At 40.9% G+C, this 12,618-nt stretch carries 16 protein-coding genes; 14 read left to right on the top strand and 2 right to left on the bottom strand.

All coding sequences use genetic code 11. From position 1 onward, the window contains the following. The first annotated feature begins 81 nt into the window (after positions 1-81). Positions 82-501 (top strand): poly-beta-1,6-N-acetyl-D-glucosamine biosynthesis protein PgaD, encoded by a 420-nt coding sequence (gene pgaD / locus ACYU0V_RS13820; protein ID WP_044100554.1) that lies wholly within the window; start codon positions 82-84, stop codon positions 499-501. Positions 502-605: 104 nt separating this feature from the next. Here pgaD and ACYU0V_RS13815 read toward each other — a convergent pair whose 3' ends face one another. Then, positions 606-1,394, bottom strand: a complete 789-nt coding sequence (locus tag ACYU0V_RS13815) for a crotonase/enoyl-CoA hydratase family protein (protein WP_202744669.1) — start codon at positions 1,392-1,394, stop codon at positions 606-608. A 246-nt stretch (positions 1,395-1,640) separates the two neighbouring features. On the opposite strand from ACYU0V_RS13815, the gene pnuC reads away from it, so the two are divergent. Both pnuC and ACYU0V_RS13805 read left to right on the top strand, forming a co-directional pair. Further along, positions 1,641-2,222 carry a nicotinamide riboside transporter PnuC gene (gene pnuC, locus ACYU0V_RS13810; protein ID WP_005075405.1) on the top strand — a complete coding sequence of 194 codons (582 nt, stop codon included), beginning with the start codon at positions 1,641-1,643 and terminating at the stop codon, positions 2,220-2,222. Between the two features lie 14 nt (positions 2,223-2,236). Beyond that, positions 2,237-2,536: a hypothetical protein gene (locus ACYU0V_RS13805; protein ID WP_057068459.1), complete on the top strand. Its 300-nt coding sequence runs from the start codon at positions 2,237-2,239 to the stop codon at positions 2,534-2,536. A 45-nt stretch (positions 2,537-2,581) separates the two neighbouring features. Here the strand turns inward: ACYU0V_RS13805 and ACYU0V_RS13800 are convergent, their stop codons facing one another. Further along, complete coding sequence (locus ACYU0V_RS13800) at positions 2,582-3,394, bottom strand: IclR family transcriptional regulator (RefSeq protein WP_005803024.1); 813 nt, start codon at positions 3,392-3,394, stop codon at positions 2,582-2,584. 273 nt (positions 3,395-3,667) lie between these two features. Here ACYU0V_RS13800 and ACYU0V_RS13795 point away from each other — a divergent pair, with 273 nt between their 5' ends. The 11 genes from ACYU0V_RS13795 to ACYU0V_RS13745 are packed head-to-tail and all read left to right on the top strand — an operon-like array spanning position 3,668 to position 12,611. Continuing rightward, positions 3,668-3,973, top strand: a complete 306-nt coding sequence (locus ACYU0V_RS13795; RefSeq protein ID WP_002117586.1) for a non-heme iron oxygenase ferredoxin subunit — start codon at positions 3,668-3,670, stop codon at positions 3,971-3,973. A gap of 27 nt (positions 3,974-4,000) precedes the next feature. Continuing rightward, positions 4,001-4,300 carry a recombinase-like helix-turn-helix domain-containing protein gene (locus ACYU0V_RS13790; protein WP_005070730.1) on the top strand — a complete coding sequence of 100 codons (300 nt, stop codon included), beginning with the start codon at positions 4,001-4,003 and terminating at the stop codon, positions 4,298-4,300. 16 nt (positions 4,301-4,316) lie between these two features. Continuing rightward, the gene (locus tag ACYU0V_RS13785; protein ID WP_005070727.1) at positions 4,317-5,384 is read left to right on the top strand and encodes an aromatic ring-hydroxylating oxygenase subunit alpha; all 1,068 of its coding nucleotides are present in this window, start codon (positions 4,317-4,319) and stop codon (positions 5,382-5,384) included. Then, positions 5,377-6,141: an SDR family oxidoreductase gene (locus ACYU0V_RS13780; protein ID WP_151283376.1), complete on the top strand. Its 765-nt coding sequence runs from the start codon at positions 5,377-5,379 to the stop codon at positions 6,139-6,141. The genes ACYU0V_RS13785 and ACYU0V_RS13780 overlap by 8 nt, the downstream gene beginning before the upstream one ends. Before the next feature lie 11 nt (positions 6,142-6,152). Then, complete coding sequence (locus ACYU0V_RS13775) at positions 6,153-7,082, top strand: VOC family protein (protein WP_069037295.1); 930 nt, start codon at positions 6,153-6,155, stop codon at positions 7,080-7,082. 28 nt (positions 7,083-7,110) lie between these two features. Beyond that, a complete protein-coding gene (locus ACYU0V_RS13770; protein ID WP_046813284.1) occupies positions 7,111-8,322 on the top strand; it encodes an NAD(P)/FAD-dependent oxidoreductase in 1,212 nt (403 codons plus the stop codon). Between the two features lie 42 nt (positions 8,323-8,364). Continuing rightward, positions 8,365-9,588, top strand: a complete 1,224-nt coding sequence (locus ACYU0V_RS13765; RefSeq protein ID WP_461847907.1) for an MFS transporter — start codon at positions 8,365-8,367, stop codon at positions 9,586-9,588. Between the two features lie 23 nt (positions 9,589-9,611). Next, the gene (locus tag ACYU0V_RS13760; RefSeq protein WP_002117566.1) at positions 9,612-10,133 is read left to right on the top strand and encodes a cupin domain-containing protein; all 522 of its coding nucleotides are present in this window, start codon (positions 9,612-9,614) and stop codon (positions 10,131-10,133) included. 36 nt (positions 10,134-10,169) lie between these two features. Next, positions 10,170-10,994, top strand: a complete 825-nt coding sequence (locus ACYU0V_RS13755) for an alpha/beta fold hydrolase (RefSeq protein WP_005803013.1) — start codon at positions 10,170-10,172, stop codon at positions 10,992-10,994. 15 nt (positions 10,995-11,009) lie between these two features. Continuing rightward, positions 11,010-11,804 carry an SDR family oxidoreductase gene (locus ACYU0V_RS13750; RefSeq protein ID WP_000009973.1) on the top strand — a complete coding sequence of 265 codons (795 nt, stop codon included), beginning with the start codon at positions 11,010-11,012 and terminating at the stop codon, positions 11,802-11,804. Positions 11,805-11,819: 15 nt separating this feature from the next. Then, on the top strand, positions 11,820-12,611 hold the full coding sequence (locus ACYU0V_RS13745; protein WP_057077353.1) for an aspartate dehydrogenase: 792 nt from the start codon (positions 11,820-11,822) through the stop codon (positions 12,609-12,611). Positions 12,612-12,618 lie beyond the last annotated feature (7 nt).

Here is a 12,618-nt window from a genome sequence, read left to right as displayed (position 1 = left end):
TGCAAGAGTCATGAGATTTTAAAGATCGTGCTGTATTGATGTCTGGGGAAAACCGCAGCACTTCGTTAGGTAAATAGAGAAATGAAGACAAATTCGTTGATTATTGATTTACGCCGTCAATTACCATGGCATAAACGCTATGCTTCTACAACAAGCACGGCCATGATGTGGGCGGTTTGGTTGTTGCTGTGGCGTCCATTTGTACTGATCTGGGTATTGGCTGAACTCCAAAAAACACATTTAGTTCACCGTTTGTTTAGTGCCTTTGGTTTGGGCATTGAACATGGCATTACTGCGTTAATTGCTTGTGCAATTTGCTTATTGTTGTGGAGTCATGTGCTGCCTGAGCATCGTGTTGGCGGTAATGCGCTTAAAGCAAAACAGACAGATGATTATGCGCGCTATTTTGATTTACCTGAACATGAAATTGAGCAGGGACGTAGTCAGAAAATTACAGTCGTTCACCATGATGAATTAGGTAAAATCATTAGAGTTGAATAAAGCATATTAATGAAAAAAAAGCCCGCATCATGTGGGCTTTTTTTTACACTAATTTCAGTATATCTATAAGTTTTAAACTGTAGAGTGCAGTGCTTGTGCAGGTATTATTTACCTTTGAAAACAGGAGGTCTTTTTTGCAACATGGCAAATACACCTTCTTGAACATCTTCTGTGGTGAGCAATGGTTGAAGATGGTTTTGCAATTGCTTAAAGGCAACCTCATAACCTTCGTTAATAGCTTCGCGAGCAGAGGCGAGAGTCGCTTTTACAGCAAGAGGAGCAGCTTGCGAAACATGTTCAGCAAGTTCTATTGCACGGTTGAGCTGAGAGCCTTCTGGGCATATTTCGGTAATCAGGTTCATGTCAAATGCTGCTTTTGCATCGAAAGAGTCACCAGTGAGTAAATAACGCATGGCTTTGGCCCAGCCTGCGGCTTGAGTAAAACGGGCGGTTGCTCCGCCAAAAGGTAAGATGCCACGTTGGACTTCCATTTGAGCAAATTGTGTGTTTTTACTCGCAATCGTAATATCTGCGTTAAGAAATAGTTCTATACCAGCGGTATAACAATAACCTTGTACCGCTACTATCAAAGGTTTACTGAGCTTTTGGCCGATTGTGCCCCAAGGGTTAATCTCATTTTCACTAAAATCAAAAACACCTGTAGCGAGTTTAGGTTGTAACTCAACTAGGTCTAAACCAGCTGTAAAATGATCGCCATGAGCAAAAATAACCGCGCAGCGCAGGGCATCATTATTTTCATATTCAGTGAGTGCTAGTGATAAGTCTTTGATCATGTGACTATCAAAAGCATTACGTTTTGCTGCCCGATCTAGACCAATTAAAAAAATATGCCCGCGAGTTTCACGGCTGACTTTTCCTTCTTGATTTGACATATTGTCATGCTCTTTATTCGTCTTTAATCATGTTTTAAACAATCGTTTAAAAACTAGCAAATAGAAATTGTTAGTAACTTGATCAGTATTTGTTTTGTCTGTGTATTGAGATAAATCGATAGCATTAGAAAAGAGTAAAACCTCAGACAACTTTAATTTCCATCATTTATTTAAATTAGCAGTTTGCTTAGCTTTATATTTTTCTCATAATACCTCGTCAAATTGATCTCAATAAGCAGCTGTTTTATGTCACCTCTAGAAATCTTTGCGGTCTTGATTAGCCTGATTGGAGTCGGATTAACGGTAATCCGTAATATGTGGTGTTGGCTGTTTAATTTCTTTGCCTTTGTTTTATATGCGTATTTGTTTTACGAATTTAAGCTATATGGCGAAACGATTTTGCAGTTCTTTTTTATGGTGGTAAATTTTTATGGCTTTTACTACTGGCTTAAAGGAAAGCAGCAAGATCACGATATTCGTATAGAGCCAATAGCTCCTAAAGTTGCAATTTTTCAAATGATCATTGCCGCGGTAGGTGGTTTACTTTTTGGTTTGATACTTAAAAACTTTACCGATGCAGCGGTGCCTATGCTCGACTCACAGCTTGCCGCATTTAGTTTGCTCGCAACGTATTGGACCAGCCGAAAACATATTGCGACTTGGATACTTTGGGTATTTGTCGACATTATTTATGTCGGGATGTTCATTTATAAAGATTTATTTTTAACAGCCGCTTTGTATGCAGCATTTGTATTGATGGCAGCTTATGGTTGGTATCAATGGGAAAAGGTTAAAAAGAAACAGCTTTTAGCCTCTAACCAGCTTTAATTTGGAGAGCGATCATGTTGTTGAGCTTAGAGGTTTATAAACAACAACAGTTTGATCAAATGGCTGAAAAAATAATGGTCAAGCCAAAAGAATATTGTGAATTTAATTCTGTATCTGATTTTTATAACGCTGCGTGGCTCAACGGTTTTCCACAAGGTACTCAGGTCTCTGCGACAGGTTTAGATGATGGTGCTGAAGAGTTTTATGCAGTTATTCAGTTTAAACAACAGTATTTAAGATTTGATATTAAAGAAAATAATTCGACAATTATCTTTAAGGATATGAATGGGAACGTTTTAAAAAGTAACTTTTGATTTATAAAATAAAATCTAAAAAAAGCGACTTAACGTCGCTTTTTTTTAATAAATAAATTTGGAAATTTTATTCGCTGTTTCAACAACTAGGTTTGCGATATCTTCTTTAAATGTTCTTTCATCGTAAGTGGTAATTGGACAACTTACAGAGATAACAGCGACCATTTTACCGTTTGACTGTTTAAAAATAGGCGCCGCGCAGGCTGCCATATCGTGATTGTAATGACCCCAGCTCACCATGGTTTTTTGAGTTTTTACGTATGAAAGCCTTTGCAATAAAGCTTTTAAATTGGTTGGCGTCAGTTCAGAGAAGCTGTCCCAATCGCTAAAATTGCGGTAACGCTGACGTACTTCAGTTTCAGGTAAATCAGATAAAAGCATTTGACCAATGACGGTTGCATGGGCAGGCCAGCGAGTTCCTAAACTAATGTTGCTCGTGAAGGTTCCCATAGACTGGATATTATTTACAAAGACAATATGAGTACCTTCTAAAATAGAAAGATGTACAGCGAGTTTGGTTTGGTCACGTAGTTCTTTCATTAAAGGTGTCGATAAATCGAGTAATGAAAGTTTAGATAAACTGTTAAAACCAAGTTCCATGACTTTGGAATCGAGTGCATAAGTTTTTTGAGATGCTTTTCTTAAATAGCCACAAGATTCGAGTGTATAAATCAGGCGAAATGCACTAGAACGGTTCACTTCTAAAATTTCAGCAATTTCTGTAATGGTCATTTCTTGCGCTTGTTGATTAAATGCTTGCAAGATAGCTAAACCCCGTACAAGTCCGGGAACTAAATATCGGTCATCATTTTTTGTTGTTTCCGATTCGTGCGAATCTTCTTCAATTGCTATGCTCATTCGTGTCATTTTCCTATAAATAAAACATGATTCAATTTGGGGCATGCTGCTTTATTTTATAACTATTGTAATTGTTAAAAATGCATAAAACAATTTTTATATTTAAAACTTTGTTTCCTTCTTGAAACGTAACAAAATATTTAAAAATTAGTAAACTAATGAATTTTATATTTATTTTTACTTTGACAAAAAATGATCAAGGGGATTATGCTTAGCTTGTGTTTTGAAAATCAAATTATGTTTTGTATATAAAACAAAATGAGGACGCAAGGTATGAGTTGGATCTCAGTTTGTCAGCAGGGTGACGTTAGCGAAGATGAGCCGAAAGCCATCGAAATTGAAGGGAAAAAAATAGGCGTATTTTTCGTCGATGAAAATTACTTTGCTATCGAAAATGTTTGCCCTCATGCGTATGCCTTATTAACCGAAGGATTTATCGAAGATCAGACTGTTGAATGTCCATTGCACGAAGCAATTTTTGACATTCAAACAGGTGAGCTAAAAAGTGGGCCAGGGTGTAGAAACCTATGTACGTACCCAGTTCGTGTTGAAGGACAGGATATTCAAATTCAACTCTAGTCCTCACATGTACAAGGAAGCAGAACAATGAAGACATTTAATGAAAAGTTGGCAAGCTGGATTCATGCAACGCCGGCAACCGAAGCAGGTATCAACAATATTCAAATTCCAGGTCAATCTGAATTGTTGGTTTGGCAGACACGTTATAAAGAGCCAACTCTCTATGAACAGGATTTTGTAAAAAACTTGATTCAGGCATTTTCTGCGGGCGCAACAGAGTTAGATGACGTTGTTTCTGCACTTAATCAACAGGGTTTCCGCTGTGAATCTGGTGATGAATGGACTTCTGCAAGCTTTACAGAAGAAATGCAACGTTTAGGTTATTGATTCAGGGAAGAATAAAATGAACGCAATCGTATCAACTTCACAAAGCGCTGAAGAATATTTAGAACTTGGTTTACGTGACCAATGGCATCCGGTTTTGGCAAGTTGGGAAGTCGCTGCTAATCCAGTCGGTATTACCCGTTTAGGCGAAAATATCGTGGTTTGGCGTGATGCCGAAGGTCAGGTTCATGCACTTGAAGATCGCTGTCCACACCGCGGTGCTCGTCTTTCCCTAGGTTGGAACTTGGGTGACCGAGTTGCTTGCTGGTATCACGGTGTTGAAGTTCGTGCTGATGGTGTAGTTGCTGATGTGCCAGCGGTTCATGAATGTCCAATGACCGGCACTAAATGTTTAAAGAACTATCCTGTCATTGAGCAACATGGCGCAATCTTTATCTGGTTTGGTATTGATGCAAATGAACAACCAGCACCGCTTGAGTTCCCAGAGCAACTTGCGAGTGAAGAATGGAGTGCGTTCCTTTGCCAAGCAGACTGGAAAGTAAACCATCAATACGCGATTGATAATGTGATGGACCCAATGCATGGGACCTATTTACACGCGACATCGCACTCGATGGCAGATGGTGAACGTACTGCAGAGATGAAGCACCGCACGACCGATAATGGCTTTGTTTTTGAAAAAGAAGGTCAAACAGGTGTGAACTTTGACTGGGTTGAATATGGTTCAACAGGTGCAAGCTGGTTACGTCTTTCAATTCCATACCGCAAACAATTTGGCCCAGGTGGTGAATTTTGGATTGTGGGTTATGCAACGCCAATTGATGCCAACAATACTCGCGTATTTTTCTGGCGCTGCCGTAAGGTGAGTGGTTGGCAACGTAATGTATGGCGCTTCCTATATCGCAATCATTTAGAACAGTTGCATTGGGATGTATTGGAACAAGACCGAATTATTTTAGAAAATCTTGCGCCAAATGCGCGTGAAAAAGAATTCCTCTATCAACACGATGTTGGTCTTGCTCGTTTACGCCGTTTAATGAAAAAAGAAGCTGAGAAGCAATTAAAGAAAATTGCTGCACTAAATGCATCAAACCGTATCGAGATGCAGGAAGAAGCTCATGGCTAATGTAGCGTTGTTGCAAGGCAAAAAAGTTTTAGTGACTGGTGCTGCGCGTGGTTTAGGTAGAGATTTCGCTCAAGCGATTGCCGAGGCAGGTGCTGAAGTTGTGATGGCAGATATTTTGTCTGAATTGGTGCAACAAGAAGCACAAGCGTTACAACAACAAGGACTAAACGTTCATGCTGTCACCGTTGACCTTGCCAATGCAGACTCTATTGAAAATGCGGTTGCAAAAAGCGTGGAAGTATTACAAGGACTAGATGGCCTTGTGAACTGTGCGGCACTGGCGACCAATGTCGGTGGAAAAAATATGATTGATTACGATCCTGAACTTTGGGATCGGGTCATGAATATTAATGTGAAAGGCACATGGCTGATTAGTAAGGCATGCGTTCCCCATTTAAAGCAATCGGCTGCAGGCAAGATCATTAATGTTGCTTCCGATACAGCACTTTGGGGCGCACCGAATCTAATGGCTTATGTTGCAAGTAAAGGTGCAATTGTTGCCATGACGCGTTCAATGGCAAGAGAGTTGGGACAATCTAATATTTGTGTCAATACATTGTCACCGGGCCTTACTCTGGTTGAAGCAACCGAGTATGTGCCTCAAGAACGTCATGATTTATATGTCAACGGAAGAGCGATTCAACGTCAGCAACTTCCACAAGATTTAAATGGAACAGCATTGTATCTACTGTCGGATTTGTCCTCTTTTGTGACAGGTCAAAATATTCCGGTCAATGGCGGTTTTGTCTTTAACTAAGGAGTAGTCAAATGATTACAGGGATCGAGATTTTAAAGTTTGGAGTTGAAGATAGAGCCGCTTCAAACAAGTTTTTGGCAGATTTTGGTTTAAGCCAAAGTACTTCGGATATTGAAGGTACTGATCTTTACCAAACCCAAAATGGTAGCAAGATTTATCTATTTAATTGTGATGATGAGCGTTTGCCGACTGCTATTGAACAAGGTTCAACTTTACGTGAAGTTACGTGGGGCGTTGATAGTGCTCAAGACCTTGAAGACTTGGCAGCTCGTTTGGCCGATGTAGAAGGTTTTAAACGTACTGAAAATACAGTTGAGTGTATTGACCCAAATGGCATGACCATTCGTTTTGAACAAAGTTTTGTTAAAGAAGTACCTGAACTTAAAACGGAAGGTATTAACCAATACGGCAACATTCAACGTGTGAATGCAGCAAGTCCTGTTTATGAAAAAGGTCAACCTGTTGCGATTGGACATGTGGTGTTCTTCACACCGGATTTGGCAACAACTGAAAACTTCTATATTGAAAAAGTAGGCTTTCATTTATCTGATGCTTACAAAAATCGCGGTGCATTCTTACGTTGCCGCGGTGAAGGTTATCACCATGATTTATTCTTGCTCAGTGTTCCAAATAAACCTGCTGGCTTAAATCACGTTGCATTTGTCGTTCGTGATATCCATGAAGTGATTGGGGGCGGTTTAAATATGAATCGTTCGGAGTGGTCAACCTTTATTGGACCAGGACGTCATCCAATTTCTTCTGCTTATTTCTGGTACGTCAACTCACCATTAGGTGGTGCATTTGAATACTACACCAACGATGATTATTTGACAGAAGAATGGCAACCACGTGTAGAAGAACATCGTCTAGAGCTTTTCACTGAATGGGCGATTGAGGGTGGTCTTGATGACACAACCCGCCGTCAGGTGAAGCCTGTTTAACAGGTATTGCTTTACAAGGAAGATGGCTATGGAAAAGATCGTAATTGTAGGTGCCGGACAGGCAGCGGGTTGGGCAGTAAGTACCTTGCGTCAAAATGGGTATGTGGGTGAAATTCACGTGGTTTCAAATGAAGATCAAGTGTTTTATGAGCGTCCGCCACTGTCTAAGCAAGTACTTTCAAAAGAAGCAACTTATGAAAGTTTGAATCTGTTCTCTCCTGAACAGGTTCAAGAGTTCAACGTTCAATGGCATAAACCGGAAATTGCGACAAAAGTCGATCGTGAGCAAAAACAGGTTCATTTAGAAAGTGGTCAGATTTTGCCGTATGACAAATTGTTGATTGCAACAGGAAGCCGTGCACGTGTACCCGTCAATACATGGCAGTTCATTCCAAATGTTGTGACTTTACGCAATGTGCATGACTGTGAACGTTTGGCTGAAATTTTAAAGAATGCAAAAAATGTCGCTGTGATTGGCGGTGGCTGGATTGGTTTAGAAATTGCTGCAACTGCACGTAAGCAAGGTAAAGATGTTCATATTTTTGAATATGGCGACCGTTTATGTGCAAGAAGTGTGAGTCCTGAAGTCTCTGCATTTTTAAAAAATATACATGAAACCCAAGGCACAAAAATTCACTTAGATAGTAAGAGCCTTCATTTGGTTGAAGCACCTAATCAAAAAGTTGAAGTGGTGAACCATCCTCAAAATAGTCAGTTGTTTGACTGTGTTGTAGTAGGTGCAGGCGCTGAAATTGCCAAAGAGTTAGGTGTACATGCTGGTCTCGATGTGAAAGATGGCATTGTGGTGAATTGTTTTGGGCAAACCTCGGATCAAAACATTTATGCCGCAGGTGATGTCGCGATTCATCCGGGCTTGGGTTATTGCATTCAGTCTTGGGCAAATGCACAAAATCAGGCAATTGCAGCAGCAAAGTCGATGCTCGGCATTGAAACTGAATATAGCGATATTCCATGGCTTTGGTCAGATCAATATCACTTTAATATCCAGATTTTAGGTACGTATCAACCTGAAAAAACGAAGGAAGTAGTCATTCGCCAAGGCGGTGAAGATCAGGTGAGCTATTTATATCTGGACCATGAAAATCGTTTGCTCAACATGATTGCCATTAATGATTCTAAACTGGTCAAACTGGCAAAACGTTGGATGCAAGCCAACACCGTTTTAGATCCAAAACTATTAGCAGATGCTGAATTTAATGTCATGAAGTTAAAACCGTAAACATTAAATCTGGTTCTCATTACCAAATCGAAGGAATGACACATGAGTAATGAAGAAAAAAGTGGATTGAAGCATTGGGTACCTGCTTTTGTCCTTATGGTGTGTGTGGTACTGGCGTTTTTCGACAAGATTAGTATTGCGGTTTTATTTTCAGATCCTCATTTTCAAAGTGCAATGGGAATTGCTGAAGATAAGGCCAAGCTCGGATGGCTCATGACAAGTTTTTTACTTGCTTATGGTTTTTCATCAGTCTTTCTAAGCTTTTTGGGTGACATCTTTAACCCAAAGAAAATGCTGTTCTGGAGCGTAACGTCGTGGGGCGTACTCATGTTCTGTATGGGGTTCACCACCAGTTATTCAGGCATGTTGGTTTTACGTGTACTGCTTGGTTTAGCAGAAGGCCCGTTATTTGCCTTGGCATACACCATTGTTAAGCAGACTTATACGGACCGTCAGCAGGCACGTGCTTCTACCATGTTCTTACTTGGAACACCGATAGGTGCATTTCTTGGGTTCCCGATCACTGCAAATGTTTTAGCTCACCACGACTGGCACACCACTTTTTTTGTGATGGCTGCGCTAACCCTGATTGCGATTTTTAGCATTGTTTTTGGTCTGCGTAACTTGCAGCTCAAGAAAACTGTCGAAATTGAGGGCGAGAGTAAACGCACTAATTTCAAAGGTCACATTACTAATACTAAATTGCTGCTCAGCAACAGCGCATTCTGGTTGGTTTGTCTCTTTAACATTGCGTTGATGACGTATTTGTGGGGCTTAAACAGCTGGGTTCCTTCTTACTTAATGCAAGACAAAGGATTCAATCTCAAAGAGTTTGGGATGTATTCAAGCTTTCCATTCATTGCCATGTTAATTGGCGAAATTATCGGTGCGTTTTTATCTGACAAGTTAGGCCGCCGCGCAATTCAAGTATTTAGCGGTTTATTACTCGCGGGCATCTTCATGTATGTGATGGTCATTATGACCCAACCATTATTGATTATTGCTGCCATGTCTTTAAGTGCTATGGCATGGGGTTTTGGAGTAGCAGCTGTATTTGCTCTGCTTGCAAGAGTCACGACCTCAAATGTAGGGGCGACTGCGGGTGGAATATTTAATGGTTTAGGTAATTTTGCAAGTGCAATTGCGCCTGTTCTTATCGGTTACATCGTGATGCAAACACACAGTTTTAATTTAGGAATTACCTTCTTGGCTGCTGTCGCTGTCATTGGGTCGTTGTTCTTGGTTCCTCTTTTAAAACGTTATTAATTCACTGTATAGGAGTTTAAAAAATGACTACACAACAATTCGAATCGTGGGCACAACCAGAGGGTGCTTCTTTAGAAGATTGGTTAAACACACGTATTGCTCGCTTTGAGACACGTAAATATGACTTCGATGCTTTGAAGTTCCAAGCAGATTACGACCCGAAATATCGCCGTGCACAAATGCGTTACATGGGTACGGGTGCAACAGGTGTTGCAAATGATGGTAACACCGTTCCAGCAGAAAACTTCACGTTTTCAACCATGGTTCTACCACCACAGTGTGAAGGCCCTTTACACATTCATCACGATGTTGAAGAAGTTTTCTTTATGCTCCGCGGCGAAATTGATTTGTTCATTGAGCACAACGGCGAAAAATTTGAAACCCGTTTAAAAGAGCGTGATCTGATTTCAATTCCACCGGGAATCTACCGTGGTCTGTTTAACCCAGGTCAAGAAGATGCCTTGATGTGTGTGATGTTAGGAACAGGTAAACCAACCATTCCGAACTATCCACCAGAGCATCCATTGTCTCAAATCAAACGTTAATTGTTTGATGAAGTGAATGAAAGGAACGAATTGAAAATGATGACACTCATTGAAAAGTTAGCAGAATTTCCGGTGAAAACCGTTACTGTTCAAGGCCAGCAGCAAGCCTATCGGGAAGCCGGTCAGGGTGAGTACCTTGTGCTGTTGCATGGCATTAGTTCAGGTTCTGCTTCATGGGTAAACCAACTTGAAGTGCTGTCTCATCATTTTCATGTCATTGCCTGGGATGCACCGGGCTATGGCAAATCAGATGAACTTTTAACTGATCAGCCCAATGCTACTGACTACGCAAAGCGTTTGGCAGCATTGTTAGATGTTTTAAAAATTGAAAAAGCAATTGTGGTCGGACACTCATTAGGTGCCTTACAGGCCAGTGCATTTGCTGCACTTTACCCAGAGCGAGTGGAACATTTAGTTGTTGCTAACTTGGCACAAGGCTATCAACGCCACGATGAACAAACACAAATTCAGGTTTTTGAAAAAAGACCAAAAATGTTGAAAGAACTAGGCGCTAAAGGAATGGCTGAAAGCCGTGGACCTCATTTGATTTATAAACAAGAGCCACAAGCCTTAGCTTTAGTTTCAGAGGTGATGCAGCAGCTGACCCTAAAAGGTTTCACCCATGCATCGTACTTACTGGCATATGACGAAATACGTAATTACTTAACCCATTTAAAAGTCCCATGCACAGTCATTGCAGGGCAGCAAGATCAAATCACTCCTGCGTTAGGTATACAAGAGCTTGCTCAGGAATTGCAGTTGGAACAGCGCTTCGTCATAGAAGATGCAGGACATTTAAGTTATGTCGACCAACCGCAAGCATTTAACCAAATTATGTTGACGATTCAGGAACAATCGTAAGAGAGATTAAGGATTATGAGCTTCCAAGTTGAAGGAAAAGTTGCAGTTGTTACCGGTGGCTCATCTGGGATTGGGCTGGCTGCTGTTGAAATACTGGTTGCAGAGGGTGCAAAAGTTGCTTGGTGTGGTCGCGATGAAGAGCGTTTAAATGCTTCAAAGCACTATATTTTAGAAAAATTTCCACATGCCAATATTTTTACCAAAGCATGCAATGTATTGAAAAAAGAAGAAGTTCAGCAATTTGCCAAAGAGGTCAAACTCAATTTGGGCAATGTGGATATGCTGATTAACAATGCTGGACAAGGCCGTGTTTCAAATTTTGAAAATACACAAGATGAAGACTGGATGAAAGAAATTGAGCTGAAATATTTCAGTGTTTTACATCCGGTACGGGCTTTTCTTGACGACTTAAAACAGTCGGCAAATGCCTCAATTACCAATGTGAACTCGTTACTGGCATTGCAACCGGAACCGCACATGATTGCGACTTCATCTGCACGCGCTGCACTGTTGAATTTAACCCATTCGTTGGCGCATGAGTTTACTCAATATGGTGTTCGCGTGAATTCAATTTTACTCGGAATGGTCGAATCTGCGCAGTGGAAACGCCGTTATGAAACCCGTTCAGATTTAAATCTGTCATGGGAAGAATGGACAGGCAATATCGCAAAAAATCGTGGCATTCCTATGCAGCGTTTAGGCCGTCCAGAAGAGCCTGCACGTGCTTTAGTTTTCTTGGCATCACCATTGGCATCTTACACCACAGGTTCGGCAATAGATGTCTCAGGTGGTTTTAACAAACATTTATAAATATTAGGTGCTGTCATGAAAAAGTTGATGATGATTGGTTTTGGCGCAATGGCAGCAGAAGTGTATGCCCACTTGCCTCAAGATCTGCAACTCAAATGGATTGTCGTGCCATCTCGCAGCATTGAAAAAGTGCAGTCACAAGTCTCTTCTGACATTCAAGTGATTTCAGATATTGAGCAATGTGATGGTACCCCAGACTATGTCATTGAGGTGGCAGGTCAAGCAGCAGTAAAAGAGCATGCTCAAAAAGTTTTAGCGAAAGGCTGGACCATTGGTCTGATTTCGGTGGGTACTTTGGCTGATAACGAGTTTTTAATTCAGCTTAAACAAACTGCCGAAAAAAATGATGCCCATCTGCATTTACTGGCAGGGGCTATCGCAGGTATTGACGGTATTTCTGCAGCCAAAGAAGGTGGTTTGCAAAAAGTCACTTACAAAGGCTGTAAAAGTCCAAAAAGCTGGAAGGGTAGTTATGCAGAGCAATTGGTCGATCTAGACCATGTTGCTGAAGCTACAGTCTTTTTCACAGGAACTGCGCGTGAAGCTGCCATGAAATTTCCAGCTAATGCCAACGTTGCAGCAACCATTGCACTTGCAGGACTTGGTATGGATGAAACCATGGTTGAGTTAACTGTTGATCCAACCATCAACAAAAACAAACACACTATTGTGGCAGAAGGTGGCTTTGGGCAAATGACTATTGAACTGGTGGGCGTGCCGTTACCAAGTAACCCAAAAACATCAACTTTGGCTGCGCTTAGCGTGATTCGTGCTTGTCGCAACAGTGTAGAAGCAATACAGATTTAAGAAGGAT

The sequence above is a fragment of the Acinetobacter sp. X9 genome (assembly GCF_054889255.1).
The sequence above is the reverse complement of the archived record's forward strand: the minus strand, read 5'-3'. Positions and strand labels throughout refer to the sequence as shown.

Bases quoted from the DNA above. Each gene is read 5' to 3' on its own strand.
- pgaD (WP_044100554.1), top strand. From the start codon at position 82: ATGAAGACAAATTCGTTGATTATTGATTTACGCCGTCAATTACCATGG.
- ACYU0V_RS13815 (WP_202744669.1), bottom strand. From the start codon at position 1,394: ATGTCAAATCAAGAAGGAAAAGTCAGCCGTGAAACTCGCGGGCATATT.
- pnuC (WP_005075405.1), top strand. From the start codon at position 1,641: ATGTCACCTCTAGAAATCTTTGCGGTCTTGATTAGCCTGATTGGAGTC.
- ACYU0V_RS13805 (WP_057068459.1), top strand. From the start codon at position 2,237: ATGTTGTTGAGCTTAGAGGTTTATAAACAACAACAGTTTGATCAAATG.
- ACYU0V_RS13800 (WP_005803024.1), bottom strand. From the start codon at position 3,394: ATGAGCATAGCAATTGAAGAAGATTCGCACGAATCGGAAACAACAAAA.
- ACYU0V_RS13795 (WP_002117586.1), top strand. From the start codon at position 3,668: ATGAGTTGGATCTCAGTTTGTCAGCAGGGTGACGTTAGCGAAGATGAG.
- ACYU0V_RS13790 (WP_005070730.1), top strand. From the start codon at position 4,001: ATGAAGACATTTAATGAAAAGTTGGCAAGCTGGATTCATGCAACGCCG.
- ACYU0V_RS13785 (WP_005070727.1), top strand. From the start codon at position 4,317: ATGAACGCAATCGTATCAACTTCACAAAGCGCTGAAGAATATTTAGAA.
- ACYU0V_RS13780 (WP_151283376.1), top strand. From the start codon at position 5,377: ATGGCTAATGTAGCGTTGTTGCAAGGCAAAAAAGTTTTAGTGACTGGT.
- ACYU0V_RS13775 (WP_069037295.1), top strand. From the start codon at position 6,153: ATGATTACAGGGATCGAGATTTTAAAGTTTGGAGTTGAAGATAGAGCC.
- ACYU0V_RS13770 (WP_046813284.1), top strand. From the start codon at position 7,111: ATGGAAAAGATCGTAATTGTAGGTGCCGGACAGGCAGCGGGTTGGGCA.
- ACYU0V_RS13765 (WP_461847907.1), top strand. From the start codon at position 8,365: ATGAGTAATGAAGAAAAAAGTGGATTGAAGCATTGGGTACCTGCTTTT.
- ACYU0V_RS13760 (WP_002117566.1), top strand. From the start codon at position 9,612: ATGACTACACAACAATTCGAATCGTGGGCACAACCAGAGGGTGCTTCT.
- ACYU0V_RS13755 (WP_005803013.1), top strand. From the start codon at position 10,170: ATGATGACACTCATTGAAAAGTTAGCAGAATTTCCGGTGAAAACCGTT.
- ACYU0V_RS13750 (WP_000009973.1), top strand. From the start codon at position 11,010: ATGAGCTTCCAAGTTGAAGGAAAAGTTGCAGTTGTTACCGGTGGCTCA.
- ACYU0V_RS13745 (WP_057077353.1), top strand. From the start codon at position 11,820: ATGAAAAAGTTGATGATGATTGGTTTTGGCGCAATGGCAGCAGAAGTG.